Source organism: Pseudoflavonifractor sp. BSD2780061688st1 E11 (assembly GCF_005844125.1).
Taxonomy (GTDB): Bacteria; Bacillota; Clostridia; order Lachnospirales; family Lachnospiraceae; genus Sellimonas; species Sellimonas catena.
The window spans coordinates 1-24,068 of sequence record NZ_SPHM01000045.1 but is presented as its reverse complement, the minus strand read 5'-3'; the positions used below and the strand labels follow the sequence as shown (position 1 = coordinate 24,068).

The following is a 24,068-nucleotide window of genomic DNA, read 5'->3' as shown; positions in this document are numbered from 1 at the left end:
CATAAATCACTATTTTGTCAGCTGAAATATTGAATTTTCAAGGAGCGAAGCCCATTTCAGGTATGGGAAGTCTTAGTTAGTAACTATACTTATAAGCAAGCCCACAATAGACGCAACCGCTGCCACAGTATTTATAATCGCAATAAAATACTTTACAAATTCCCATATAATCAATTTTGCCTTTTGCGATTTTTTTACCTTATTAACTTCATTCTCTTCATGTGCAATTTTTTTCGCCACACTATCACCTTCAGTCCAATATAGCCTTTTCCATAATATATCATATTTTCACATAATTTTCGACAAAATAATATATGTAACATATGTATAATCTTTCATTCTTTCTTCACAGAATCGCCTCCTTTTTTTCCATAAGAAAAGAGAGATATGAATTACCTCCCTTTCCATGTTCCCTGTCTAATTATAAATCAGTTCCTGCCGGACGATTTCATCCGCCCGGTTACAAATGCTGTTCATTGCCTGTACCCATGCAAGCGGATCCTTTGCCTTTAATTCTTCGGTGACCTGTTCCACTCGCTTCATCTGCTCAATGATCCGTTCAAACCGTTCCCTTGCCTGTTCGTCTATATCCACCAAATGTTTATCCAGCTTTCCAATTAGCAGCATGGACTGATACCAGTCCGGCTTATGGTCTTTCAAATAACTTTTGCGAAGCAAACCATACTTTCCAATGGATCTTGATTTCTCTATCGGAGCAATCCCTAAACTGGGAAGCAGGTAACCTCCAACCTGCACATAAGTTCCACCCATTTGTTCAAATATACTTTTCTCTCTGTTCATATCGATCTTCCCTCCATTTTTATCTGCTGATATTTTTATTCTGTTTCGCCCAACCCCTTAACAGCTTTTCAATCAACTCGATTTGCTGTAAAGGTGTGTAATCTGCCGGAAAATATTTCCCCACCCTGTCCAATGGAATCTTTACCTGTTCCCTTTGATTCGGTTTCACCTCCTCCATAATTTCATAAATACTATCCATATCCAGAAGATTCTGCTGGCTCATACGTTTCAGCCGATTTGCCTGAGACAGATTTGGAATACTCTGTTCTATTTCCATGACTGCATGTAATTCGTACTGTTCCTCTTCCGTCAGAAAAGAAATCTCCACTGCGGAAGTCAGTGCCAGCTTTTCTTCATCCACCATATCCAAAATCTTCGGGATTAAATGTGTCAACCTGATATACCGCTTGATCTGATTGACACTTTCCCCCACCTGTCTGGCAAGAAGTTCATTACTTCGAATTCCTTTTTTACCAGATTTTTGTTTAATGATCACTCTTCCGTTTTCATCTATTTCGCTTTCCAGCGGATAGATTTCTAATGTTTCATTTTCCAACTTCGGTTCAACTTGACCCGAAGTTAAATCATTTCTCCTGCCCTGTTGTTTCATGGCCTCCAGTTTCATCTTATAGGCAAATGCTTTTTCACTTGGAAGAATTTTCTCTCTTTGCAGGTTGCTGTCCACCATAGCAATAGTGGCTTGATCATCATCCAGTTCCCGGATAATCACCGGAAGTTCTGTGATTCCTGCCCAAATGGCAGCTTCCTTTCTCCGATGTCCGGCAATAATCTCATAACCGTCACCATTGGGATTTTTCCTTATCAGCAGCGGAATCAGTATCCCCTCTTTTTCAATACTTTGTCGAAGTTCAAATAATTCCGGGTTCTTTTCCACCTTAAAAGGATGCCCCTTAAAATCATGTAATTCTGAAATACTCATCATTACAATGCCCTTATCCGGCTCAATACTTACTGATGAACACATTTCTTTTCTCTTTGGCATTTTCCATTCCTCCTTGTTCTTTTCCGGCATAAGAAAAAGGACACTCATCTCAGAATCTCTGAAAACAAGCGTCCTTTCGGCTTTTTCAAGTATTTAATTTAGAAGTTATGAACGGATTTCAAATGTGTTCACTTACACGAGGTGCAGAACCACAGACACTTCAATCCCACTCATAATCTGCTTTTTCTTGCCCTGTTTTCCCGTTGGTGAAAAGCTAATATACCTCGCAAAGTGCTGAAAATTCAGCATTTCTACGAATTCACCCGATGTAGACAACAGACCGTCTCGACTGTGTTTTCGTTGAGCAACCGAATTGTATCGCCTTCACAGCCGTTATAATACACCGGGAACTTAAAGCTGATCTGCTTTATGATGCGCCCGCTGCCGTCCCTTTCGGGATACAATTCGATTGTCTTGATGAACGTTCTCATAAATTCCTTCTTTTCAAGATCCGTCATCTTTCCATATATCTTATCAAATTCCAGAAGGAATTGATAGACCTGTTTTCCGGTGATCTGCTCCCCGCAGGATGCTGATATCTTCGTCTCCACATCCGAAAGCATCTCCTCCAGTTCCGAGATCCGGTCATACAGGTTATCCAGGCGTTCCTGCATATCCTGATACTTCCGGTCGTAATGCCGGTCGTTCACGTCCAGCTTATCCAGCATAAGCACCAGCTTCTTTTTGGCCCCCACCACCTGCAGGAGCTTTCCCTTCATCTGCGTCCGTTCCTCTTCCAGGGCGGAGACATCCACCTTCTCGTACAGCTTGTCCTGGATGAAATCCCGGAACTTTTCCATCGCCACCATATCACGGATGATCTGAACCACTTCCCCATTCAGTTCATCCTGGTTCAGGGAAGGTTTAAAGTCGCAGAAATGTTCTTCGTCAATCTTCTTCCTGTGCTGGCACCTGTAATAGAAATCATCCTTGTACTCCCCGGTCTTCTTATTTTTCCTCCGTCTCACCGTCCCGGCCATCCCGGAACCGCAGACCGGACATTTCAGGATTCCGGATAAAATATGCTCATGGTCCAGGCTGTGGGTTTTATACCATTTCACGCCCGTGACCTTACGCTTGGCCCTGGCCGCCTCCCAGGTCTCCTGGTCAATGACCGCCTCATGGAGCCCTTCTGCCAGAAGATACTCCTCCTTCTTTACCCGCCGGTACTGGTCCCTTGTCCCTTTCACCTTTTCCGTTGCGTTCTTCCCGTACGCGATCTTGCCTGCGTAGACCGGATTATCCAGGATTTTCAGGACCGTGCTCCTGGTAAAATGGCTCACCTCCTGCTCCCGCAGCTTCTTTTTGGAATACCCGTGCTGATTCAGATACTTGCTGATGGAATCCGCCCCCATGTCCGTATGGACAAATTTTTCAAAAATCAGCCGGACAATCTCCGCTTCTTCCGGGTTCACAATCAGCGTGCTGTTTTTGGAATCCAGGAGATACCCGAAAGGCGCCTGCCCGCCGTTCCATTTCCCTTCCCTGGCTTTCTGCCTGCGCCCTTCCATCGTCTGGACCAGGATATTTTCCCGCTCGATCTCAGCCACGGCAGACAGCACGGTGATGGTCAGTTTCCCGGAATCTTTGGAAGAATCAATCCCGTCTTCCACACAGATCAGGTTCACGCCGTAATCTTGGATATACTGCAGGGAATTCAGCACATCCGCCGCGTTCCTGCCAAACCTGGACAGCTTGAACACCAGGATATAACTCACCCCGTCCCGGTCATCCGCCACATCCTGGAGCATCCGTTGGAATTCCGGCCTTCCGGTAATGCTCTTGCCGGACTTACCTGCGTCACAGTATTCCCTGACAATCTCCATGCCCTGAAACTCCGCGAATTTCACCAACCGGTCCTTCTGGGCATCCAGGCTGTAGCCGTCCACCTGCATGGCAGTAGAGACCCTGATATAAAGATAGCATTTTTCTTTGTTCTTCACGCTTCCGCCTCCTCATATTCTGCCGTCTCCGGCACCATCCGGAAATGCTTCAGGGCGTCCAGGATCGCAAATTCCTTTTCCTTCGGGCATTTCGGGACGCGCGCCTTCGGATCCTCCGGCTTATTATAGTTCTCCCCCATCTCTATGCCGTATTTCCGCTTGATCTGGGCGATATACAGGGAGGATACTTTCAGCCCGGCCGTTTCCAGGACATACGCCTTGATCTCCGCATAAGTCGCTTTCGCTTCCGGCACGGTCACCGGCAGTTTCCGGCAGTCCAGTTCAAAAGACACCATTTCATCCGGAAGCTCCGGATCCCCGGATGCCGCTTCCCCGTCATAGAAAACCGGGAACCGGAAGGCGATGGATTTCAGGATCCTTCCATCATCCTGCTCTTCCGGGAACACCTCAATCCTCTCAATGAACTGCCGGCACAGTTCCCGCCGCTCCGCGCAGGTCATTTTCCTGTAAAGCCGGTCAAAATGGTCCAGGATGCGGCTGATCTGTTCGGAAGAATGGATCCCTTCCCGGACTGCGGCCAGCTTTTTCCTCACCTTCCCGATTTCTGTCTCCAGCTGCTCGATCCGGTCATAGGCGGCGTCAATCTTCTCCTGGATAGCATCATAAGCCTTGTCATATCCATCCGACAGGGCATCCAGATGGTCAAGTTCCCCGCCCAGTTTGTATTTCAAGTGTTCCTGGCCATGCAGCCTCCTGCGCAGGTCTTTCAGCTTCCCCTCTAAAGCCGCTTCCGATGTGGAATCTCCCACAGCCCCCGCAAACGCCTTCTGGAATTCTTCCGTCCGTGTCAGCTGTACAAGGATCTCCATCACGGCGCCATCCAGCTTCTTCTGATTATAGGTGTGATGGAAACCGCATCGCCGCCCCTCGGATTTCCGATAATACCGGCAGGCGTAATAGTGGATCGGCTTGTAATGCCCGCCTCTGTTCCGGTTGATGGTTTTGCTTTTTTTCACTACCAGCCCTGCCCCGCACACAGGGCATTTCACCAGGCCGGACAGCATGCTGATCCGTTCCGGTTCATCCTTTTCATAACGGACGGCACCCTGCTTCCTCTTAGTCTGTACCCTTTCCCACATTTCTTCCGGGATGATCGCTTCCTGCTTTCCCCGGACTGTGATTTCTTCCCTTTGGTCCTTTTCTGCTCTCCCCCTGTTCGTCCTGCGGAAATATACGATCTTCCCGCAGTAAAAAGGATTGTCCAACACACCGGCCGCAAAATCCCGGTTAAAGGAACAGGAGCTTCCTTTGGAAATCCGCCGGTACCCATGGTCATTCAGCCACCGCACCACTGTGGCCAGCTGCATTTCCGGTTCCAGATACTTGGCGTAGATCAGCCGGACAATCTCCGCTTCCCCCGGCTCCACTACCAGGCTGCCGCCCTCATTCCGGTATCCGAAAGGCGCGGGGCCGCCCGCCCAGCCTCCCTCCATCACCTTCTGCATCCGCCCTGCCATAAACTGCACCCGGATGTTCTCCCGCTCAATCTCCGCCACAGCGGACAGGATGGCAAGGGTCAGCCGCCCGCCCTGGGTGGAACTGTCAATGCTGTCTTCCACACATACCAGATCCACGCCGTAATCCAGAAGCGTCTGGATGGACTTCAGAACATCCGCGGCGTTTCGCCCGAACCGGGACAGCTTAAACACCAGCACATAAGAGATCTGATCCTTTCCGCTGGCGATATCGTCCATCATCTCCATAAAGGCAGGCCTTCCCAGGATGCTCTTTCCCGATTTTCCGGCGTCACAGTATTCGCCCGCGATTTCAAGGTTCTTATATTCCGCATACTGGCGCAGGCGTTCCTGCTGAGCCTCCAGGCTGTATCCTTCCATCTGGGCGGCCGTGGAAACACGGGTGTAAATGTAGCATTTCTTTTTCACGTCCTCACCTCTTTCGGTTGCTCACTGTCACACGGTTCGCCGTGCATGATTAATATATCGGAGTCCGGCATCCCCGCCAACTCGCAGGACGCACAAGGTTTCTCCCTGAAAACTATGCAGAACGCACAGAAAAAGCCGACAGCCCAAATGACTGCCGGTAAGGACATGATTTCAGGATGTTTGTTCGGCAGATCCCTGCGTCTTTTCTTCGTCCAGTTCTTTCAGTATTTCAGCGCCGTACTTCTGGATCATCCGCGCCATAAACTCAGCACAGCACTCCATGTTCAGGGCAGCCTGTTTTTCTGTGTACACGCCTGTGCTGACCAGTTCCCGTCTTTCCATGAGTTTCCCGCCTCTCCTGCCGCAGGGATAAGCCCTGCTTTGTTTTCTCATGTCACAGGCAAAGAAAAAACAGTTATATTTACCCTCCCGCCAAAAATCACAAAAAGAAACCCGTCGGCACATTTTTCCAACGGGTTCTAAAGATTTTATTTATTATCGAACAGACTGATCTGCCAATATTCACTTTTTTCCGGAAATTCTTTCAGATAATCAAAAATTTGATCTGTCTGATACATGATTCCTGCCTTACGGCAGGTTTCTCTGAAGATATGCAGAAGGTGTTTGCTATTCGGGCTGTTTATTACATAGTCATATCCATATTTATTCCAATATTTTTCTGACAATCCTGGAAATACTTGATCCAGGGCATGATAGAAATATTCCCGGTTTCCCTCCCGCAGAGTAACACCCATTCCAAAATTTACAATACCTTTCACACCCGCAACCACGCAGTATTCCAGAATTCCTTTTAAATTTTCCTCTGTATCATTAATAAAAGGGAGAATCGGAGTCAGCCATACGATAGTCGGGATCCTTTCTTCCTGCATTTTTTGTAAGACCTGTATTCTTCTGCTTGTTGTACAGACATTCGGTTCCAAAATCCTGCACAATTTATCATCGTAAGTTGTCAGAGTCATCTGCACTACCGCTTTCGCCCTTTCGTTGATCTGGCACAGGAGATCCAAATCCCGCAAAATCCGATCCGACTTTGTCAATACAGCGGCTCCGTACCCATACTGCCGGATCAGTTCCAGACATTTTCTGGTCAGTCTCAGCTGTTCTTCACAGGGCAGATATGGATCACACATAGCACCTGTTCCGATCATGCATTTTCTTCTCTTTGACCGGAGTTTCTGTTCCAAAAGAGCCGGGGCATTCCGTTTTACTTCGATATCCTCAAAGGGGTGGGTAAAGCCATAACATCTGCTTCGGCTGTCACAATAAATGCATCCATGGGTACAGCCCCTGTAAATATTCATCCCATTGTCTGCGGATAGAATTCCCTTAGCATCAACAAAATGCATTTTTCATCTCTCCTGTTTTCTTTAATCTATATTGCATCCAGAAAATTCAGTAAATTATTTCCAATGCTTCAGTTTGGAAAGGAACGTGTCAAATTGCAAATATCTTTCCTTATCTGGCAAATTATTAGGATTCGGCATATGTTCCACAAGATAGTTCAGCAATTCGTCTTTTGACGGATATACAAATTTCCCATTTATATAACACCACTTACAATAGTCTTCATTAAAAGTTCCATCCGTCTCTCTGCTGATGCAATCATCCTCGTTTAAAGGCATTCCGCAACATTGACAAATCAGCTGTCTCGGGGAACCAAGGAGTGTATTAATTGATATACCAAATTCTTTTGACAGCAGCTTTAATGTGTCAGTATTCGGCTGTGTTTCTCCGTTTTCCCACCGGCTTACCGCCTGCCTTGTAACCATGACCCGTTCCGCCAGCTGATCCTGCGTAAGATTATGTTTTTCCCGCAGGGTTTTAAGTATTTTCCATATTTCCAAACTAAATTCCTCCATTCAAAATAATTGACAGTCTTATTATGCTCTTAAACAGCAAAAGATGCCAGCAACCTGCTGTTGCTGCAATTCAAGATATCAACCGAATGCGTCCCCTAATTAAATTTTATTTATCGGATGACGGATCACCGTCCTCCACTTTTCCTGCGGGACACGCCTGGCATCTGAAAGATAGATTTCATGATGCATCCGGCCGTTGGAAAAATCATTTGCATATCCATTTTCTCTGAGAAAAGCATCCATCAGAGCAATGGTCCGGGGTTCCTCGTCAAAAGCACCCATATGCATACACTGGACGCACAGACCTTCTTCGATGGTCAGGAACTCCACTTTTGAAAAATCCTGTTTCTTTTTTGACTCAGCTTCCCGGACCGCCCAGTCAAAATCTGCCTTCTTCACAAAATCCGGAAGACGGATCACGGAAATCCACTGGAATTCTTCCTTTCTTTCATAGTCGATCCCCTCTATGCCCTCCTGCCGCCAGAAGCCTTCCAGTGGAGGCACCACATAGTCAAAATATCCCCGGATTTCATGACTGCCTTTCTTACTCATCTTAATGGTAAACGCAATTCCATACAAAAGCCCGATCGATTCCTTATAGGCCCCGCCGTCTTCATTGGGATTTCCTTTCCCCCGAACCGCAATATAATTCATCTTTGAGACCTCCACAAGCTGCGGCTTTTTACCTGGAAGATAAAATTCCTTGTATTCTTTTTTATAATCAAATGCCATCTGTCGTTCTCCTTCTTTTTCTGGGTTTCTTTGCCTTTGGTTCCGGAAGTTCTGGATACATTTCTCTGACCATCTCACACAGTTTCCCGCTGTCTTCCAGAATCGTACAGGGCAGCAGCGCCGGCGGAGTATCCGCCCATACCTCCTCCCGGCAGTCCGGCATAAACCGTCTGGTCGCAGCCGTATCTTTTACAGCAAATCCATCACCATATATACCGCCGATCAGCTTTTCACGATAATAAAACAGCCAGCCGCCCATCATGGGAATGTATCGGATCTCTCCCAGCGGAGCCAGTTGTTCTGCCACATAAAGCGCCAGTTCCTTTTGCGCCATAAATCTCCCTCCTTTTGCCTGTTTAGCCTCTGTCCTCTCTTCGGTAAATGGCTGCAATGCTTTCCGCCGTTTTCAGAAGTTTTCCCCTTACTTCAGCCGGCTCCAGCACCCTGGCCTTTTCCCCGAAAGTCAGCAGCCATCCCACCAGGGAACTTTCATCGGTATAATCCATCTCAAACAGCAGCCGTCCGTCTTTCTGTTCTTTGAAACAATGAGGGCCAAACTCTTCCACCAGCCGCCATTTTACATCCGGTTCAAAGAGGACCTTTACCCGGATATTCGCCGGAAAAATCCTTTCATTGGAAAGATCCGGCATGGGTACCTGTCTTGGGGCAAATTTTTCTTCTGTCTTTTTCAGCTCCTCCATCCGGTTCAGTTTGAACATACGGAAATCCTTTCTTTTCCGGCACCATCCCCAGACATACCAGCTGGACCATTTAAAGATTAGATAATAAGGTTCTGCCATTCGGACACTTTCACCGCCGGGAGCAAAATAGTGAAATGCAATCTGTCTGCGTTCTTCGATGGCGTCCTGGATCAAAGAAATTTTTGGTGCCAGAGATTCTTTATACCAGGATGATAGATCAATCAGCACAGAATCCCTGCCGCTGACAAAATCCGACGCTCCGACCTGCAGTTTTTCCATCAGCTGCGCGTAATAGCTGCTCCCGCTGACACTGTCCAGGCTCCGCAGCCCCGCCAGAATCATCTGCATATCCCTGGAAGTCAAAAGGGTTCTGTCCATCCGATATCCTTCCATGATGCGGATGCCTCCCCCAGCCCCCTGCAGCGTGCTGACAGGAATCCCAGCTTTGCACAATGTATCGATATCCCGGTTTATCGTTCTTCTGGAAACCTCAAACTTCTCCGCCAGTTCCGGCGCTGTACACTTTTCCTTCTGCAAAAGAATGGATAAAATACCGATCAGCCTGTCTGTCTTCATTTGCTCCACCTGCCTATATCATAACAATCCAAACACGACAACTGTATGTCATGTACATTTTAACATTCGTTCAAAAATAAAAAAAGACCTGCGCGCATGTCAATCCTTAAGACAGTCGTTTCCTGCGAAGGCTACTGTATTTTTTCTTTGTTGCTATTGTAATACTACCAGATTTCCATAGTGTCTTTTAGTGTCCTACTTTCAAAACATTATCTTGAACTCTTTTTCACCAATCAGTATAATTTAAGCGAGGGGTGAGAATATTGAAGTTTAGATTATGGATTATATATAAGAGAATTTCAAGGATTGTTAAGAATATCTATCATAGTCGATTTCTATGTTGGCTTAGAAACACCTTACTTTTTAACATTGTGATAATGACTATTCTTGTATTGGGTATAGTATATGTTTTATTCCTTTTTTCTCCGTCAGAAGCGAATGTATATTTTTCAGACAAAGTAAGTGAATTAGAATTTTCCGCACAGTCAGTAAGCGGCACTCTTGAAACTGATCATATCACTTTACAAATAGAAACAGATTGTAAAATAAGATTAGATAATTTTTGCATAAACTATGAAAATGAAAGGTATGATAATATTCAGTACTTACTTCTATCCCTCAAAAAAGACGCACCGTTTAGTCTAATTGGTATCCAACGAAATGACGGTATTATTACATCGGCTTTTTTTACAGATCAAAGTTTGATAGGAATAGAAGATTCTGTAAGATGTTTTAACAAAGACATAATTTTTAACAATGGGATACTTTTAGGCGGATTGGAAAATGCTGAATATAAAGTCTGGATAACAGGAGCTGATGTCACGGCATTGGATTCAAACAACACAGAAATATTCGAAGCCACTGACTTTTGCTTTGAAATAAATGAGGATATGAATGGAACAGCATATTTGACAACAGATGTAAAAACGACCATAAAAACGCCGAATATCTTAAGAAAATACAACGAACTCCCAGATGTTAATTATTGCTCTGCAGACTTTAAAGGGGTAAATAATGCAACATATGTGGGAAATGGAGACCTCTTGTTTTCTCCATCTGTTTCCCCTGAAACTTACAGTATTTATGAACAAACCGTTGATTTTCATGGAGTAGCAACTCAATTAGACGCCTCGATAATGATAACGGAAGATTCCTTGGAAGACAATATTGTGCTAACCATGAACGGAAAAGTAGATGAAGCCTATATATCCAATATGACCTTATTTCCAACTTTTTCAGGATGGTATAAAGATAATATTTACTTAGCTCCTTTAAGTTTGGTATCTATAGTATTCGGTTCCATCTCTTTGCTGAAGAAAAAAAGAAATACTTAGAATTGCTTAAAAGGCGCATTCTCCATCCCCGGAAATGCGCCCTCTTTCTTATTCCTTTCCCGCCGGTACAAAAGCGAAGCATTGATCCAACGTCTTCTTATGCAACTTGTGCATATACCGCAGATCGTAATCCATTTCCACGGCAATCTTCTCCCAGGAATAAAAGCATAAGTATCACATCTCCAAAATCGTCTGATATTCCGGGTTGCTGACCCGCTTGATCACGTTTACGATCTCCTATTTCAAATCCACCAGCCCTCCGTCTGAGCAACATTAGAAACACGTGTGTTAATATAGCATTTTCCCCTTTTCACCGTATCCCTTGGAACTTCATTATGTCGTGCTTTGCTCCGTCTGCCAGCACCCTTTTTCGTTTTTTGCTCAAAAGCCGTCGGATCACAATTCTATGACTGGCGGCTCCTGCTACTCTTTTATAACCTGCTCCTCTGTCTCTATCTCCTCCAAAACAGCTTTCCCATACTTTTCAACCATACTCACAAGGAAATTTGCACAGTGCTCCATATTGGCTTTTGCCTTTGGCGCCAATTTTTCTGGCTTCTCCCCATCCTTATATTTTAAAACAATCACCTGACTAACCTCCAATTCTTCTTTTCTGAAGGTCTAAGTATAAGTTTCTTGTATATTCCGATTTTGAGCAAAAAAAATAATGGCCGGTAAAGAACTATATCAAGTTCTCCACCAGCCATTATTTTTAAATCCTTCGGGCGTAATCCAGGGAGATCCATCCGGCGCCGGATTTCAGTTTCCCCCAGCGGGAGGCTCCCTGTCCGTTTGCCTCCTCCACAATGGTAAAGACACCTTTCCCGGTATATTTCCCGGTCTTCCCGTAATCCGTCCCCGGCCCTTTCCGGATATTCAGATCCGTAATGGATACCTGTACCAGATACGGAGAAAATCCGCTTCCGGATCCCGATCCTCCATAGACAGCCTTCCCGGATTCATCGTATACCGTATACCCAGGATTCTCATCCGCACACTTCTTAGCATTGGCAAGCACTTTGAACGCCCCTTTCTGGGACTTCGCATCTGTCCAGGACTTCCTGACCCGGTACCATCCGCCGTTCTCCGGCTCCGTTGTCCCGGCCCCTCCCATGGCCGCCTTCACATCCTTCCGGAACCCGTCCATGGTATAGCCCATGCCAAGCCCCTTCCACAGATGCTCCGGGTCCCCGTGGTTGGAAGCGATCCCCCGGCTGTGCCCTTCCCTATGGCTGATGATTACGCCATCCGCGGCCGGGTTCAGATTGTACTGTTTACACAGGTAAGCAAACAGTTCCACTGCCGCCTCGTAAGTACGTTTCGCCACTGCCCTTGCCGCCGGCAGGTCGGAGCAGGTAAAGTTCGACCCGGACGTATACCGGATGCAGGCAGGCTCGCACATCTCAACGCCGATGTGGGTATTGTTCCCGCTGCCTTTGCTGCCGGATCCGCAGTGCCAGCCCCGGTGGTTCCAGGGCAGGGTCTGGTACACCGTCCCGTCATTCCCGTCAATGAACCCATGCACACAGGCATTATCATAGGACGGGCTGTTCCAGGAATTGATAAACACAGACGCCTTGGGCTGGGGACAGCCCACCGAATGGAGCATCAGCCCCTTCACCGTGATCTTCCTCCCCGCCGTATAACAGGGATTCTTCGTTAAGATACTCTGTACTAATTTCATCTCATTTCTCCTCCGTTTCTGTTTTTTCCGCCCGGTCATGGAGCTGCTCCAGCACCGCCTTGATCTTCTCCGGCACCGGGAGCCCCAGGTGCGCCGCGTTCTCCAAAAGGCTCACGCCCTCATTGGAAATATAGAAAAAGATCACCGCCGTCCGCAGCACCGAACCGGTGCCGATGACATGGACATCCAGGATATTGGCGATCCCCACCAGAAGGAAGATCAGCACCTTCCTGCAGATGCCCTTAAAACCCACATTGCTGGACAGCTTTCGGTCGCTGACCGCGCACATCACGCCGGTCAGGTAATCCGCCGCCGAGAAAGCTACCAAAGCCAGCAGCAGGCCGTCACATCCGCCCAGGTAATACCCCAGCCAGCCGCCCACCGCGGCAAATACCATCTGGATCATGTTCCAAAATTCTTTCATTGCTTTTGTTCCTCTCTTTCCCATAAGAAAAGACGCCCCAAAAGAGCGCCTGCCAGTCAGTTTCTCTATATAAAGTGCCGCCTGCCCTTTTCAGGACAGTTTTTTCCCTTACGGCACGGGATCGGGTTGTTCCGTCAGCGTGTAGGTGATCTTCATGGTTTTATCCACGGTCTTCACCACCGCTGAGGAAAGGTTGTTGATGGACGCCAGGTACGGCGTCAGGAGATAAGCCGTCCGGTACTCATTCCCATAGTTGCCGCCCCAGCCGATCAGGAAATTCTTGTACTGGAACAGGGGAGTAGCGGCATTATTAAGCCTTGCGCTCCCCTGGGTATGGACCACCGTATCCTCCGCCGTGATCTGGAAATCTCCGCCGATGATCAGATCCCCGATGAGCGTCAGGTACAGCTCGCAGGAGCCAGTCTCGCACAAGGGCTTCCACTTGGACGTAAAGCCGAACTCGATCAGTGTCACATCCGTGGAGTTGGAAAGGCTGATCTTATAGATCCCCTTCTTGTCATAGGCAGGCACATACAGATACCCGCCCCGGATACAGCATTTCACGCTCCGCTCCGGGAAGGAATCCAACGCCCGGGTACCCACATCCATCAGTTTTGCGTTGGACAGCGTCCACTGCCCTTCTGTAAAGGAATAATCCGTTTTGGAGATCTTGATCCAAAGCATCAGGGCGTCCCCGGAGGAATTCCCCTCATTGGAAAACCCGTACCAGTACCCGTCCTGCCCGTCCAGGAACTCCCCGTACTTGGTATAGCTTCCCAGGAACTCAAAGGTCTCCGGCGTCAGCACCTCATCCTCCAGCACCGTATAGGTGGAATCATCCAGTTTCTCATTTAAGCCGATGGAAAACACCGGGATCCGAAGCTTCCGGATCCGGACGCCCGCGTTCTCAAAAGTGATGGAATACAAAAGGCTGTCCTCAAAATCCAGCTCCACCGCCTCAAACAGCACCATCTTGTTGGCGTCCGGGATTGCCCCGATATCCGCCGCCTTCAGCTGCAGGAAGGCGCTGGCGTCCCCGGTCAGGCTGCCGAAGCCGTTCTCCCCGCCGAAGGAACTGGTCAGAGCCACCGCCGCGATGGTGCCGTTCCCCTGATTGGGCATAAACTCCCAGACAAACTTATATCCATTGGAGATGGCCATGCTTTCCGTCAGGTTCAGGCTCCCCCTGGCCAGGTTGGCCGTGGAATTCACGTCATTGGAGGCGTAGGCCACCGGCAGGTTGTCGGAACTCTCGTACAGCAGTTCCTCATCCTCCGCCAGCGCTTCGGAAAAAAGCAGGATGCCCCCGATCATGTTGGGACAGATGGGGAGCAGGTTCCCATTCCAGAGCAAGGCATCGTCATACTCCCCGGTGGCGGCGTAAAAGATCCCCATGGGATTTAAGCCCAGGATGTTGTTCACCGCCTCAGTAATCATGTTCTCCTCCGTGACGGTCTCCACCGCCCCGGTATTTTCATCTGTCAGTTCCAGCGTCATCACGCCTTTTAAAACCATATCCATTCTCCTCCTGTATTCTTATTCTGTGCCGCCGGATCCCGGCAGCGTCACCGGCCGGCAGAACGCCCCGATCCCCGGCTTTGCCGCCAGGGTATCTGTATAGCTCCTCTGCACCAGTTCCATAGTATCCATGGAAATAGTATCCGAAATCCCTTTCGCTTTCAGCCCGCCGCGGATCCCGAACAAAGCAGTCGATTCCTCAATGTCGATCCTGCCGTCCCAGGCCGCCGCGGCAGCCATAGCCTGGCCGCTGATGGAAGCGATGCAGTCCCCGATCCCCACACTGCCGGAACCGCCCTCCATCCGCAGGTACACGTTGAAGATATTGGTAATATTCGGCACGATATTTTCAATCGGGTAATACAAAGACAGGATGTGTTTCCCGCTGTGCCAGGTCTCCACCGGATGATGGAGCAGGATCTTGGCGTTGTTCAGTTCAAAAGTCACATAGCAGACCGCCTTCCCGTCCTCCGTCCAGGTCACCGGCAGGCTCACCTCCACGGAAATATCCGTGGTTCCTTCCCCGGCAGCGTCATCCTCAGCATCCCCAGCTTCCGCTTCCATCCCGGACGGGCCGTCCTCCGTTCCAGCATTTCCTGCCGCTCCGCTTCCGGACGAAGGGAACGGAATCACGATAGTGCCGCTGGCCTGGGCGGATTTCTCCACCGCCTGCGCTTCCACATCCACCACCACCTGCCCGAAGAACTGGGCGTGGTTTTCCTCTTTGGAAGCGAACTCAATACTGATGATCCGCACATCCGTTTCTCCGATGGAATACTCAGAGGCATTTGTAAAGGTATGGATGCCGATCTTCCCAGCTTCAATCTGGTTCAGCAGGCCGGAGATGTTCTTGTCATTCTTGGACTTCGCCTGGGAAAGCCTGGGATTCTTCCCCACGCATTTCAGGCTCTGCCTGCCGCCAATCTTGACCGTAAAAGATGTCACGCAGGTGATCTGCTGGGCATCCGCCTGCCCGCCGGAGAAGGTCAGCACATCCCCCAGATCCAGCGCCGGGTTCCCGATGGTATCCGAATCAAAGGGCACATAATTGACCGCAGATAAAGCGGTGAGGATATTGCGACAAAGTTCCTCCCTGGTCTCTTCCAGTCCGAACTGTAGGAGGGGATTGACTCCCAGGTTCATAGTCAGCCCGTCATCTTCTTCCAACGCGTAATACTCGGAAGTCTGCGTCCGCAGGTTGGTGGAGCTGACCGCCGTGTATCGGGTCACAAAATCAGAGAAACTGCTGGAAAACCGGTGCTTCTGCAGGATCTCCATCACCGGAGTTTCCCCGTACTGCCGAAACTCCAGCTTCCCTTCCCGGTTGATGCAGAAGAATCCGCCCAGTACCTGCGCCGTAAAATACAGCACATCCCGGTAGGTCTCAATGTCATTCTCCGGATAAATGGAGAGCAGTTCCGATCCGTTAGGAAACGCCTCGATCTCCGCCTGGGTCTGTGCCAGTTCCACACCGCAGGCGGTACTGCACAGCGCCATCATCCCGTAAGCCGTGCCGATGGTCTCAAAGCCATTGAAAACCCGGTCAAAGCGGAGCATCCGGTCATAAGCCTTCAGTTCCAGCACATACACCGTCCGGTTGGCCTCGCTCACCTCAAAGGTCCCCATAGGGACAGCTTCGTAAGTCCCGTCCGCCAGCCGCAGGTGGTAGGTCAGTTCCACTTCCGCGTCCTCCAAAGTGTACCGGTCGATATCCAGGAACAGGCTGATCCCCATCTCAGCTGCATACACAGCCCCAAGTTCGATCTCAGAATTACCGCAACATTGAGCCGTAATATAGCCACTGCCTTTCACGATATCCTCCTGCGTGAACAGATACTCCGCTCCGGCTCCAGTTGTTATCTTTCCTGTCCAGTAATACTTCCGGGTGTTCCCCTGCACCGCCTGCAGGAACGCTTCGCTCACCGGGTACATCGGACACCCCTCCTTCCGTTTTCAGGCATCAAAAAAGCACCAATCATTTCTGATTGATGCTCTTGGCAATATTCTTATTCGTCACGAAACTCTGCAGTCAAACTTAAAAAATACCAAAAAACTGTATTAATAATATCGGTATACAAATATAATAATTGAGCCACTAACATGCTATTGATATTAGATTTTTTCAGTTCCACCCAATGCGCAAGTAAATTGCGATAATTCCACCCTATCTTTTTATCACCCACAGTATTTAAAAAATATATAATATTTTTCAAATGATCTTCACCAAATATTTTAATCATTTCTTGATTCCTGGCAGATAATAACGTGCCTAAAGTCGCATTAGTTAAAGGAATATACATTTTATCCTTCAATAAATGTATATAAATAACACGCAAAATTTTTTCTATTAACGCACAAGTAAACATTGCTGCGCCATAGCACAAAGGTGACAACTCTTTTTGATCTGGATTTCTGCTAAATATTACAGGTTGCAACATAACTGCCAACATTTCAATATCCTCTGATAATTTTTCAATACTATCGATGTGATCATCAATAAATGCAAGAGATGCCGCATACCAATTCATACACTCTGGAAACAAATCTGGATCTTCCCACATTGCTGATATTGTAGCCGCACCTACAGCCATTGAAATTTTCAACCAATTTTGATGGGAGTGTGTATAATAATCATCGCTTGGCAAATTACTGCTCACCATATCAATTAATCCCTGCTTCCCTTTTGATGGACATCCCAAACGACTAATACATATTATTTCACCATTTTCTTCCTTCATCTGATGTGTGATCATCAACATTTTCGTTTCCCATTTTGGCAAACTTTTTATGTATGAAATTATTTCTCCAACAGGGATTTCATATGCAAATGAAGCACCGTTAAGATCAAGATTTTTGCTTATTAAGTCATTTATTTGATATTGATATTCACGGAACAAATTTGCTTTCGGATGCTTAATTTTTCGTAAAAAATTGTAAATATAACTGCATTCCCTCTCTACGATTAATACATTTCTTGAATCATCAAATGATACTTTAGGAAATATTTTTTCAAAATCTTGAATAATGGTATTTATAATATCGGCAACAAACTTTTTTAATACTTCATTTTTTCCATTCAAAACCATTTCAAAAACAGGAAAAACACTCTCAAACCTTAGTTCTCGTACTTCGGCTAAATTTCTTCTCAAAAAAAGCTTTTCAAAAAGATATATATTCTTATCAAATATCTTTTGAAAATCTTGATATTTATCGAGTACTAAAAAATTATACGCTCTGCATAAGAACTCAAAAACTTTTATATCTATTCCTTTTTGAAATAAAATAATATATGTTAATGTAATTTTAGGAAGAGCATATCTATGAAATTCAGGAGCAAAGATATTCTGAAAGCTCTCGTTAATAAATTGAATCAATTCTTTATTCTCTATGGACTTACATTTCATAGCCGATAAATCAGCTAATTTCAAAATTAAATTTTTATCCGTTTCATTCTTTATCGTAGAAATTACCTCATGGAAATAATCTATTTTTTTTAAACACAAAAAATCCATATACTGAGAAACAGATTTTATTTCATTTAAGTTTGCAGAATTAATTATTGTACAAAAACTCTCCTTATTATCCAAAATTGTTTTGATATCCCAAAATGTCTCATAGTTTTCTGATCCAGAATATTCTAAAGAAAAACAAATACCCTCACCTTCCAGCTTTTTAATAATGCACATCTGTTAATTCACCTTCTATCAAATTCTTTTCAAAAATTGTATCATATGCTTTTTTAAATTTATAGATGCACATTAAAATTGTTTCAGCGTAAAACTTACCGTCCACAGTCCTTTCCGGGACGTATCCTTCACAAGAGAAGCTTTATACCCCTCCACATACATCTCCGCTGTCTTCATCGCCAGCGTCTCCGTGTCAAAATATCCCACCGTGATTTTTTCCTGCTGCTTAAACTCCGTCAAAATCTTCAGCCATTTTGCCGACACGGAAAACGTCACGGAGATGCTCACCACGCCTGCGCGCACCACATCCCGCTGCACCGTCCCAGCCTCCGTCTCCCCGCCGGAATCCGCCTCCACGTCATCCATCTGCACCTCATAGGAATCCGGCAGGGGGAGGGTTGTGCCGTCAAAAGTCAGATACTGTATAAATGCCATCGCTTATCTCCCTCCTGACCGCAGGTTCTGTCTTGCCTGCGCTGTAACTACCAGTTCATCCAAAAGCGTACCGCCCACATATACCGGGATCACGATGTTCCCCTGCGGACCGGAAAATCCCGCCAGGGCTTCCGATACCGCGGAAGAAATCCCGGAGATCAGGTCGGACATATTCCCGCCGGATAAAGCGCCATCGGCATAGCCATACTCTGACCCGTTCACCTTCGGAGAAATCACCATGTCCGAAGCCACATCCCGGACAGCTTTCTCCACCAGGTTCCGGTTCTTTTCAATCCCACTCGCCAGTCCCTTCATGAAGTCCGGCATCCAGGTCTCATAATCTGCCAGCGGCCCCTCATCCGGAGCCGAGAAGTGCAGGAAAGAGCGGATCCGGTCAGCCAGACCGGAAACGGTGTTGATCACACCCTGGATCATGCTGGAAATTCCGTTGATCAGCCCCTGGATGAAATCTTTCCCCCACCGGAACGCCTGCCCCGGCAGCCCAGTGATAAACCGGATGGCGGAAGAAAATCCATTGGAAACCACGGAATACAGCCCAGAAAGGGCCGAGCCGATCCCGAAAACCATCCGCTGGAAAGCGGACACCGCCGCCTCACGCAGCGCGGAGGCGATATTTACCACCGTAGTCTTGATGCCGTTCCAGACAGAAGACGCTGTCTGCTTCATCGCCGACCAGATCTGGGAGGCAAACTGGGACAGCGCCGAAAGTACCGTCTCCACCCCCTGCTTCAGCCCCGAAGCCGCGGAAATCACCACCTGACGGATTCCCAACCACATCTGAGCGGCGGCATTTCTGATATTGTTCCAGATATTGGCCGCATCGGATGCAAGCTGGGAGAAATTTCCCGTCACCAGGTCGATCAGCAGGAGCACCGGAGCCAGGATCACATTTTTCAGCAGTTCAAAGGCGCCGGAGGCAATCTGACAGATCCCCGACCAGATCCCCTGCAGGATATTCTTTGCGTTTTCCCACAGAGATGTGATGGTTGTCACCACCAGCTGGACAATGGGATTCTGCAGGATTGCGTTCCAGGTATCCGTAAAAAACGCGGATACCTGCGACCACAGGCCGCTCCACCAGTCTGGGATCGCAGAAAAAAAGCCGATGAAAATCTGGAACGCTGCCGGGATGGTCTCCGTAAAGAAAACCACCACCCCGTTCCATAATTCCATCAGCTTCTGGGATACCGCCTGCCATAGATTCCCAAACCACTCCGTGATCGCTCCCCAGTTTTTCACAATGGCGATGATTCCGGCAATGGCCGCCGCTACCCCGGCGATGATCCCGATCACCGGGAGCAGGGAAATGTTCAGCGCCCCAAAAGACACCGCCAAGGCCGCGATCACCGGCGTCAATGCGGTAAATGCCACAAGCAATGCGCCCAGGATGATGACAAAGTTCTGCACCGGCTCCGGCAGCATCCCGAATACCTCGCTCACTGCCGTAATAATGGCCGCCAGAGGCGGCAGAACCACATTTGCCAACTCCACGATCTTTTCCCCAAGGGGAACCAGCGCCTGCTGTAGCTTCCGGGTATTCGCCTCCATCTCCTGCATCGGCGTCTGGGTCTGACTGAATAGATTTTCCGCAGATCCGGCTACGCTGTCATAAGTCTCTCCCACGGAAGTCAGGGAAGTAATGAATTTCAGGTTCCCGTCCTCGGCCATGGTGCCAAAGGCTTCCGCCGCCATGTTCAGAGCTTCCTGCTGGCTGGTGCAGCTGCCGATATCCGCCACAATGGAATCGATCACCTGCTTCTGGGTAGCCTCCCCATTCTGCCATGCCAGGAACAGGGACTGGGTCTTCTGGGAATACAGGTCAATGGAATCCCCGATTGTCCCATCCGCCAAACGTGTGGTCACCTCATTGATCGCATCATTGACCTTGTCCAGGTTGTAAGCGCCTCCTTGCAGGCCGTTCTGCAGAAGCTGGAAATACTCCGAAGCGGAATACCCTGCCTGCTCAAATTTTCCGGCGTACTCGGACAGATTGTCTCCTAACTCATAGGTCTTGTCCAGGCCGTTCTGGGTACCCCGGACAATATAATCCATGGCTTCCTGGGCGGTCAGGCCATACTGTTTCATCAAAGAATTGACGCCCCGGAGGGTCTCATTCATGTCAATCCCGTATAATTCTTCCAGCGTCAGCGCCTGCTTCGTCAGGTTGGTCAGGTCGGTATCTCCCAAATCACCCAGGTTTTTCTTAACCATGATGACCGCTTCTGCTACCGCGTCCATGCTCTGGCCCACACCGGAGCCATACACATTTTTTACAATCTCAGCGCTGGCTTCGGCTGCCTCCCCAGTCTCCCCGAAGTAGGCGTTTACCTTAGAAACGGCCGTCTCAGTCTCCGCATAAGCGGACACCGCCTTATCGCCCACATCCTGGATCTTATCCCCCACCGCAGATAACTGGTCAGCGGCTTCCATCAGGGCCGCGCCCTTAGTGGCCTGAGCAATCTCCCCGATATCATCCGCAGCGCCTTGGGCTGCGTCACCCACATCATTCAGATCATTGATCAGATTTCGTACCGCCTGCCCGTCATCTACCGTATCCAGGGCATCTGTCAGCTGCTTAATGTCCGCCTTCCCACTGGTAACCGCTTTCCCGATCTTCTCCACAGCGGTTTTCAGCTGATCAGAAGAAGCCGTCCCATTCCGGATCGCCGTCACTAGGCGGCTCCCCAGCACATCGGCGTAATCATCCACACTGGAACCCGTAGCCGCAAACAGTTTATTCAGCCGCTCCGTATTGGCAGAAAGCCGTTCCTGCTCCGACTGCAGGCCGGAAAGGTCCGCCTTATACCGGTTCAGAGTACCTCTGGTCTCCTCCACCTCCCGCTGGAATGCCATGTACTGATCTTTTCCAAGATCCCCCCTCTCAAAGGCTTTCGCCACATCTTCCTGGGCCTGCTCCAGGGCTTCCAGCTTCTTTTCCGTATCCCCGATGGCCGACTGCAGAAGCTCCTGCTTCTGCGCCAGAAGAATGGTATTCGATGGATCCAGTTTCAAAAGGTTATTCACATCCCGAAGCTGGCTCTGGGTCTTCTTTATGGAATTGTTCACTGCGGCAAGCGATTTTTCCAGTCCGCTGGTATCGCCGCCGATCTCCACTGTAATACCTTTGATCCGGCTCGCCATGTGTCATCCACCTCCTGAAAATAGACATAGAAAAAGCCCGGATTTCTCCGAGCATATCTTTAAAAAAGGCATCTGCTGTTGCAACAGATGCCTGCATAATTATTTTAATTCATGTCCTTTATACCATTGATCAATACCATTAACTGTTCTATCTAAGGAATCCTTTGTTACCTGTAATCCTATATCTATCATCAAAGTAATTCTAAATAATAACTTTAACTTTTTATTTGCTAACTCTATTTCATCCCCATTAAATCGCTTTTTGGTCTCCATTAAATGAGATAGCCAATTTCTATGGCCTGTAGCTTTGTTAATAAATTTGTCGAATAATAGCACATTATCAATTCCTTTAGTTTTTTGTTCATATTGAAAAATACTATTTGCCATTATATCTCTTTGAATTGAATATTTTAAAATTTCTTTCAGACTACGCTCATTAATATGTCCTAATAGCCCGTTTACGCTTTTTGACAAATCATCAATGTTTATTTCTTCTTCACCACATATGTCATTTATTTTAGATGACTTTTTAATAATTTCTAATATTTCTTTGCAGATAGATTCTTTTCCGGATTTTGAGAATTTATACATTTCCTCCGAATGATGCCTTCTAAAATATCCCTCTAAACACTGAATACAAGTTGCTATAGGAACTTCTCTCACAGGATTTTTCTCAGATGTCGTATAAGCATATAAATTAAAAGTTACAACCTCTATTTCTCTTAATTTCCACCAATTATCATATACTGAAACTAAATTCACATCTTTCTGTAAATCTAACGCATACTCCAACCTAATATTGGCTTTTGTGGTTTTTCCGTATGCCGCAAAATCTTCTTGAAAGAAAAATTCCTCTCCACGAGCCGTTTTGTATTTTCTCTTTTCAACCTTCGGGAAAAAACCCATCTGAAGAAAATAAATTTCCAATAGCCGTAATAATACTTTTTCATATGCACTAATATTTGATGGTTCTTTTGTTTCAATAGCAATCTCAATAAGATCGTTCTTTGATCCATAAGTTCTATCTCCGATTGTTATAGTAACAGTACCATCCAATACTACATAACAATTATTTTGATCTAAAATATTGGAATTCCAATCTTTTTTCTTTAAATTGATTAAATAATCTCCTCGGTGTATATTGTTTTTATTTAAGTTTGTCACATGATATCCCAATAACCACTTATTCCAAATAACTTTTATCTGTTTAGTTGGATACTGCATTGGCATAACATAACAATCAAATAGAGTAAATTTCTCTCCTTCTTCTGTTATGCAAAAAAGATACTCTGCGTGTAACGATCTACCACTAAAGCATAAATCAATCGCTACTTCTATAGGAAAATCGTCAATCTCAACTATAAATTCATGGATTTCATCTATTACATCAAATTTAGATTTTAACTCTTTTTTAATGTCATTCCCATATGGGAAATTGACAATTTGATTTCCATTTAACTGCATAAAAGTCCCCCTGAAATAGTTATCTGAATTTTTCTTTGTCTTTATATCTTATCAAGGAAAAATTCTCTCATCAAGCGGATTTTTATCAGAACCTGTCAAAATCCTCCTGCGTTGCCACCACCGCATACTTATGCTCATCGTTCCGGCTCTCCACATACATATCGTTCACCATCCCGATGGTCAGCAGATCCAGATCCCGGATGGACAGCCCCAGCTGCACGCACCGCAGGAGGAACAGGGGCGTTGTCATTTCCCGGTCAGTCGGGCGAAGTTTTTTTTAGCCTGCACATCCGTCTGGGTGTTCAGCCCCCACAGTTCAATGATCTGTGGCAGCACCTGATAGATGGAAAAGGTGTTGAACCCATCCAGCCATTCCTCCGGCGTATCCGGGATGGACGGATCCGCATGCTTCGCCATCACATAGGCGATGTTCTCAAACATTTCCAAAGAGAACAGGTCCAGGTTGGAATTCTCCGGATCATTCTTATCAATCCCCTTTTCCAGATCCCGCAGGTCCTTATAAATATCCCGGTGGAACCGCATCCGGTAGATCCGGGGGATAGCGGCGGAGGCCTTAAAAGGAACCTCCTGCCCGTCAATCGTGATATTCCGTTTCATGCTCATAAGGTTTCCCCTCCTGTCTCATCATCCGTCCCCTGTTGGCCGGACTGCTGCGTCCCGGAGGTATCCGGCGTCACCTCCGGCAGATACACTGCTGTATACCACCCCGTATAAACAGTATCTGTGGTGCTGTCCCCGGTACGGGCCTTCACATACCCATTAGCCAGGGGCGCCGCCGTGATGGCCAGCGTTTCCGTCTG

General features: G+C 47.3%; 23 protein-coding genes and 1 pseudogene. 1 reads left to right on the top strand and 23 read right to left on the bottom strand.

Features of this window, described 5'->3' with window-relative positions; all coding sequences use genetic code 11:
- Positions 1-72 precede the first annotated feature (72 nt).
- The 11 genes from FGQ85_RS18505 to FGQ85_RS15460 form a co-directional block, all read right to left on the bottom strand.
- A complete protein-coding gene (locus FGQ85_RS18505; protein ID WP_171027992.1) occupies positions 73-240 on the bottom strand; it encodes a hypothetical protein in 168 nt (55 codons plus the stop codon).
- A gap of 177 nt (positions 241-417) precedes the next feature.
- Complete coding sequence (locus FGQ85_RS15500) at positions 418-801, bottom strand: TnpV protein (protein ID WP_138373891.1); 384 nt, start codon at positions 799-801, stop codon at positions 418-420.
- 19 nt (positions 802-820) lie between these two features.
- Positions 821-1,804: a ParB/RepB/Spo0J family partition protein gene (locus tag FGQ85_RS15495; protein WP_138373890.1), complete on the bottom strand. Its 984-nt coding sequence runs from the start codon at positions 1,802-1,804 to the stop codon at positions 821-823.
- 251 nt (positions 1,805-2,055) lie between these two features.
- Positions 2,056-3,747, bottom strand: a complete 1,692-nt coding sequence (locus FGQ85_RS15490) for a recombinase family protein (protein WP_138373889.1) — start codon at positions 3,745-3,747, stop codon at positions 2,056-2,058.
- Positions 3,744-5,651, bottom strand: a complete 1,908-nt coding sequence (locus FGQ85_RS15485; protein ID WP_138373888.1) for a recombinase family protein — start codon at positions 5,649-5,651, stop codon at positions 3,744-3,746. Before FGQ85_RS15485 ends, FGQ85_RS15490 begins: the two co-directional genes overlap by 4 nt.
- Positions 5,652-5,822: 171 nt before the next feature.
- Positions 5,823-5,993, bottom strand: coding sequence for a hypothetical protein (locus tag FGQ85_RS18500; protein ID WP_171027991.1), 171 nt, complete (start codon positions 5,991-5,993; stop codon positions 5,823-5,825).
- A gap of 146 nt (positions 5,994-6,139) precedes the next feature.
- On the bottom strand, positions 6,140-7,018 hold the full coding sequence (locus FGQ85_RS15480) for a radical SAM protein (protein ID WP_138373887.1): 879 nt from the start codon (positions 7,016-7,018) through the stop codon (positions 6,140-6,142).
- A 54-nt stretch (positions 7,019-7,072) separates the two neighbouring features.
- On the bottom strand, positions 7,073-7,516 hold the full coding sequence (locus FGQ85_RS15475; protein WP_087159949.1) for a zinc ribbon domain-containing protein: 444 nt from the start codon (positions 7,514-7,516) through the stop codon (positions 7,073-7,075).
- 114 nt (positions 7,517-7,630) lie between these two features.
- The gene (locus tag FGQ85_RS15470; protein WP_138373886.1) at positions 7,631-8,263 is read right to left on the bottom strand and encodes a GyrI-like domain-containing protein; all 633 of its coding nucleotides are present in this window, start codon (positions 8,261-8,263) and stop codon (positions 7,631-7,633) included.
- The gene (locus FGQ85_RS15465; RefSeq protein WP_087159947.1) at positions 8,253-8,597 is read right to left on the bottom strand and encodes a transcriptional regulator; all 345 of its coding nucleotides are present in this window, start codon (positions 8,595-8,597) and stop codon (positions 8,253-8,255) included. Before FGQ85_RS15465 ends, FGQ85_RS15470 begins: the two co-directional genes overlap by 11 nt.
- Positions 8,598-8,619: 22 nt before the next feature.
- Positions 8,620-9,540 carry a YafY family protein gene (locus FGQ85_RS15460; protein ID WP_138373885.1) on the bottom strand — a complete coding sequence of 307 codons (921 nt, stop codon included), beginning with the start codon at positions 9,538-9,540 and terminating at the stop codon, positions 8,620-8,622.
- A 392-nt stretch (positions 9,541-9,932) separates the two neighbouring features.
- Between FGQ85_RS15460 and FGQ85_RS15455 the strand changes: the two genes are divergently transcribed.
- On the top strand, positions 9,933-10,874 hold the full coding sequence (locus FGQ85_RS15455) for a hypothetical protein (RefSeq protein WP_138373884.1): 942 nt from the start codon (positions 9,933-9,935) through the stop codon (positions 10,872-10,874).
- Positions 10,875-11,297: 423 nt separating this feature from the next.
- Here the strand turns inward: FGQ85_RS15455 and FGQ85_RS18495 are convergent, their stop codons facing one another.
- The 12 genes and pseudogenes from FGQ85_RS18495 to FGQ85_RS15400 form a co-directional block, all read right to left on the bottom strand.
- Positions 11,298-11,462 (bottom strand): hypothetical protein, encoded by a 165-nt coding sequence (locus FGQ85_RS18495; protein WP_162613041.1) that lies wholly within the window; start codon positions 11,460-11,462, stop codon positions 11,298-11,300.
- A gap of 124 nt (positions 11,463-11,586) precedes the next feature.
- Positions 11,587-12,558, bottom strand: coding sequence for an N-acetylmuramoyl-L-alanine amidase (locus tag FGQ85_RS15445; RefSeq protein ID WP_138373883.1), 972 nt, complete (start codon positions 12,556-12,558; stop codon positions 11,587-11,589).
- Position 12,559: 1 nt separating this feature from the next.
- Complete coding sequence (locus FGQ85_RS15440; RefSeq protein WP_138373892.1) at positions 12,560-12,982, bottom strand: phage holin family protein; 423 nt, start codon at positions 12,980-12,982, stop codon at positions 12,560-12,562.
- A 108-nt stretch (positions 12,983-13,090) separates the two neighbouring features.
- Positions 13,091-14,497, bottom strand: a complete 1,407-nt coding sequence (locus FGQ85_RS15435) for a hypothetical protein (RefSeq protein ID WP_138373882.1) — start codon at positions 14,495-14,497, stop codon at positions 13,091-13,093.
- Positions 14,498-14,518: 21 nt separating this feature from the next.
- Positions 14,519-16,432 (bottom strand): hypothetical protein, encoded by a 1,914-nt coding sequence (locus FGQ85_RS15430; RefSeq protein WP_138373881.1) that lies wholly within the window; start codon positions 16,430-16,432, stop codon positions 14,519-14,521.
- Positions 16,433-16,506: 74 nt separating this feature from the next.
- Positions 16,507-18,186, bottom strand: a complete 1,680-nt coding sequence (locus FGQ85_RS15425) for a hypothetical protein (RefSeq protein ID WP_138373880.1) — start codon at positions 18,184-18,186, stop codon at positions 16,507-16,509.
- 72 nt (positions 18,187-18,258) lie between these two features.
- On the bottom strand, positions 18,259-18,621 hold the full coding sequence (locus FGQ85_RS15420) for a DUF6711 family protein (RefSeq protein WP_138373879.1): 363 nt from the start codon (positions 18,619-18,621) through the stop codon (positions 18,259-18,261).
- Between the two features lie 3 nt (positions 18,622-18,624).
- On the bottom strand, positions 18,625-21,783 hold the full coding sequence (locus FGQ85_RS15415; RefSeq protein WP_138373878.1) for a phage tail tape measure protein: 3,159 nt from the start codon (positions 21,781-21,783) through the stop codon (positions 18,625-18,627).
- Between the two features lie 99 nt (positions 21,784-21,882).
- Positions 21,883-23,247 (bottom strand): HEPN domain-containing protein, encoded by a 1,365-nt coding sequence (locus tag FGQ85_RS15410; protein ID WP_138373877.1) that lies wholly within the window; start codon positions 23,245-23,247, stop codon positions 21,883-21,885.
- An 85-nt stretch (positions 23,248-23,332) separates the two neighbouring features.
- The gene (locus tag FGQ85_RS18490) at positions 23,333-23,497 is read right to left on the bottom strand and encodes a hypothetical protein (protein ID WP_166430228.1); all 165 of its coding nucleotides are present in this window, start codon (positions 23,495-23,497) and stop codon (positions 23,333-23,335) included.
- A complete protein-coding gene (locus FGQ85_RS15405) occupies positions 23,494-23,871 on the bottom strand; it encodes a hypothetical protein (RefSeq protein ID WP_027643584.1) in 378 nt (125 codons plus the stop codon). The genes FGQ85_RS18490 and FGQ85_RS15405 overlap by 4 nt, the downstream gene beginning before the upstream one ends.
- Positions 23,868-24,068: pseudogene (locus FGQ85_RS15400) on the bottom strand (hypothetical protein); the annotation flags it as partial. The gene FGQ85_RS15405 and the pseudogene FGQ85_RS15400, both read right to left, overlap by 4 nt.

What these genes read in the sequence shown, in the direction of transcription:
- FGQ85_RS15430 (WP_138373881.1), bottom strand. Translation starts at nt 16,432, where the DNA reads ATGTACCCGGTGAGCGAAGCGTTCCTGCAGGCGGTGCAGGGGAACACC.
- FGQ85_RS15445 (WP_138373883.1), bottom strand. Translation starts at nt 12,558, where the DNA reads ATGAAATTAGTACAGAGTATCTTAACGAAGAATCCCTGTTATACGGCG.
- FGQ85_RS15470 (WP_138373886.1), bottom strand. Translation starts at nt 8,263, where the DNA reads ATGGCATTTGATTATAAAAAAGAATACAAGGAATTTTATCTTCCAGGT.
- FGQ85_RS15480 (WP_138373887.1), bottom strand. Translation starts at nt 7,018, where the DNA reads ATGCATTTTGTTGATGCTAAGGGAATTCTATCCGCAGACAATGGGATG.
- FGQ85_RS15440 (WP_138373892.1), bottom strand. Translation starts at nt 12,982, where the DNA reads ATGAAAGAATTTTGGAACATGATCCAGATGGTATTTGCCGCGGTGGGC.
- FGQ85_RS15500 (WP_138373891.1), bottom strand. Translation starts at nt 801, where the DNA reads ATGAACAGAGAGAAAAGTATATTTGAACAAATGGGTGGAACTTATGTG.
- FGQ85_RS15410 (WP_138373877.1), bottom strand. Translation starts at nt 23,247, where the DNA reads ATGCAGTTAAATGGAAATCAAATTGTCAATTTCCCATATGGGAATGAC.
- FGQ85_RS15435 (WP_138373882.1), bottom strand. Translation starts at nt 14,497, where the DNA reads ATGGTTTTAAAAGGCGTGATGACGCTGGAACTGACAGATGAAAATACC.
- FGQ85_RS15460 (WP_138373885.1), bottom strand. Translation starts at nt 9,540, where the DNA reads ATGAAGACAGACAGGCTGATCGGTATTTTATCCATTCTTTTGCAGAAG.
- FGQ85_RS15425 (WP_138373880.1), bottom strand. Translation starts at nt 18,186, where the DNA reads ATGTGCATTATTAAAAAGCTGGAAGGTGAGGGTATTTGTTTTTCTTTA.
- FGQ85_RS15405 (WP_027643584.1), bottom strand. Translation starts at nt 23,871, where the DNA reads ATGAGCATGAAACGGAATATCACGATTGACGGGCAGGAGGTTCCTTTT.
- FGQ85_RS15495 (WP_138373890.1), bottom strand. Translation starts at nt 1,804, where the DNA reads ATGCCAAAGAGAAAAGAAATGTGTTCATCAGTAAGTATTGAGCCGGAT.
- FGQ85_RS18500 (WP_171027991.1), bottom strand. Translation starts at nt 5,993, where the DNA reads ATGGAAAGACGGGAACTGGTCAGCACAGGCGTGTACACAGAAAAACAG.
- FGQ85_RS18490 (WP_166430228.1), bottom strand. Translation starts at nt 23,497, where the DNA reads ATGACAACGCCCCTGTTCCTCCTGCGGTGCGTGCAGCTGGGGCTGTCC.
- FGQ85_RS15420 (WP_138373879.1), bottom strand. Translation starts at nt 18,621, where the DNA reads ATGGCATTTATACAGTATCTGACTTTTGACGGCACAACCCTCCCCCTG.
- FGQ85_RS15465 (WP_087159947.1), bottom strand. Translation starts at nt 8,597, where the DNA reads ATGGCGCAAAAGGAACTGGCGCTTTATGTGGCAGAACAACTGGCTCCG.
- FGQ85_RS15415 (WP_138373878.1), bottom strand. Translation starts at nt 21,783, where the DNA reads ATGGCGAGCCGGATCAAAGGTATTACAGTGGAGATCGGCGGCGATACC.